This is a genomic window from Streptomyces sp. NPDC002573, from assembly GCF_042889625.1.
GTDB lineage: Bacteria > Actinomycetota > Actinomycetes > Streptomycetales > Streptomycetaceae > Streptomyces > Streptomyces gibsoniae.
On the sequence record NZ_JBIARC010000256.1, the window covers coordinates 1 to 1,554 of the forward strand.

The 1,554-nt window shown below is 71.0% G+C and carries 2 protein-coding genes; both read left to right on the forward strand.

Annotated features, from left to right (window positions below; all coding sequences use genetic code 11):
- The first annotated feature begins 62 nt into the window (after nucleotides 1–62).
- Nucleotides 63–662, forward strand: a complete 600-nt coding sequence (locus tag ACFYX0_RS47755; RefSeq protein WP_388982113.1) for a sigma-70 family RNA polymerase sigma factor — start codon at nucleotides 63–65, stop codon at nucleotides 660–662.
- A partial coding sequence (locus tag ACFYX0_RS47760; RefSeq protein ID WP_388982115.1) for a BN159_2729 family protein occupies nucleotides 659–1,554 on the forward strand: 896 nt, incomplete at its 3' end. The genes ACFYX0_RS47755 and ACFYX0_RS47760, both read left to right, overlap by 4 nt.

Here is a 1,554-nt window from a genome sequence, read left to right on the forward strand (position 1 = left end):
CGACTACCCGAGTTCTGTCACAGCCCCAGCTCATTTCTGTCCACGTACGATCGGGAGCACTCTTGACCAGTCAGGCTCACGACGCTGTCTTCGACGGCGGCGCCACGAGGGAACCGGCCCTCATCACCCGTGCCCAGCAGGGCGATCGCGAGGCGTTCGCCGAGCTGTACCGGATGCACCACGGCGTCATCGCCACGCTCATCGGCCAGCGCGTCAGATCGAACACCGCGCTGACGGAGGACCTCACCGCGGACGTCTTCATGAAGGCCTGGGCCAAGATCACCACGTTCACGTGGAACGGGACGTCGATCCGTGCCTGGCTGTGCACCATCGCACGCAATGTGGTCGCCGATCACTTCAAGACCGCCACGACACGCCACCTCACCTTCGTGGACCAGATCACCCAGGTGACAGATGCCTGGGCCCCTCTGGGGTGCAACCCCGAAGACATGGTTCTGTCCTCGCTCGCGCTGGAGGACCTGCATCACGCCCTGTCCGAGATCGCCCCCCGTCAGCAGGTCGTCATCCGGCTGCGGTTCCTGGGCGAGTTGTCCGTCCGCGAGACCGCCCGCACCATGGGCACCACCGACGGCGCCGTCAAGATGCTCCAGTGGCGCGCGCTGGACTCCCTGCGCAAGGCCTACGTGGGAGCTGCGGCATGACCATCGCCTACGGCCAGGGCACGGACGTCGAGCAGGAACTCACCGCGCGACTCAGCGAACTCGTCCACGCCTTCATCGCCGATCTGCACGCACAGGGCCGCCTGGTGGAGAGCGGCGGAGCCGACACCCTGCGACGACTGCGGCAGCAGAACCGGACCCAGCACCCCGTGCCGCAGGCGGAACACCCTCTGCCGCAGACGGAACCCAGTGACGCCGAGGTCACCGAGACCGCCGGACAGCGCGCACCGGGCGCCCCCGCCCCGTGGGAGCTGATCACCGCGCCCCGCTCCGGCCAGGACACACCCCGCGTACCCCAGGCGCCCCGCCCACTGCGCATCCTCGGCGTGTCCGAGACTCCCCCCGCGAGCGCGAGCGTGCCCGACTCCTTCGACGCACCGGCCGCACCGGCCGCAACGCCCGCCCCAGCCGAAGCGCCCGCCCCGGGCCCCGCCCAGCAGGCCGCCGCGCTCGCAGCGGTCACCGGGCAGAGCGCCGGCGCCGAGGAGCCGCGCACGGCCGACGGGGACCAGACGCAGCCTGCGGCCGCCGTGACAGCGGCCCGGCTGCGGGCCGAGAACGCGGGCCGGCTCGAGGTCACGCAGATCACCTCGGACCACGAACGCGTCACCGTCCACATCCACGCCCTGTCGCTGTACGACTGGGAGTACTGGCTGACCGCGATCGGTGCACCCCTGAACGCGCCGACCCACCGCAGCGGATGGGTCCAGACCGCCACCGGGCACCTCGACGGTGTGGAGGTCCGTCTCACCGCGGACGCCGTGCCCCGCCTCCTGGAGGAAGCGGCGCACAGGGCCACCGAACCGTACTGCCTGGGAGGCCGCGTCTACGACCTCGCCCTCGGCCACACCGACCGCCTCGGCCAGACCTGGCA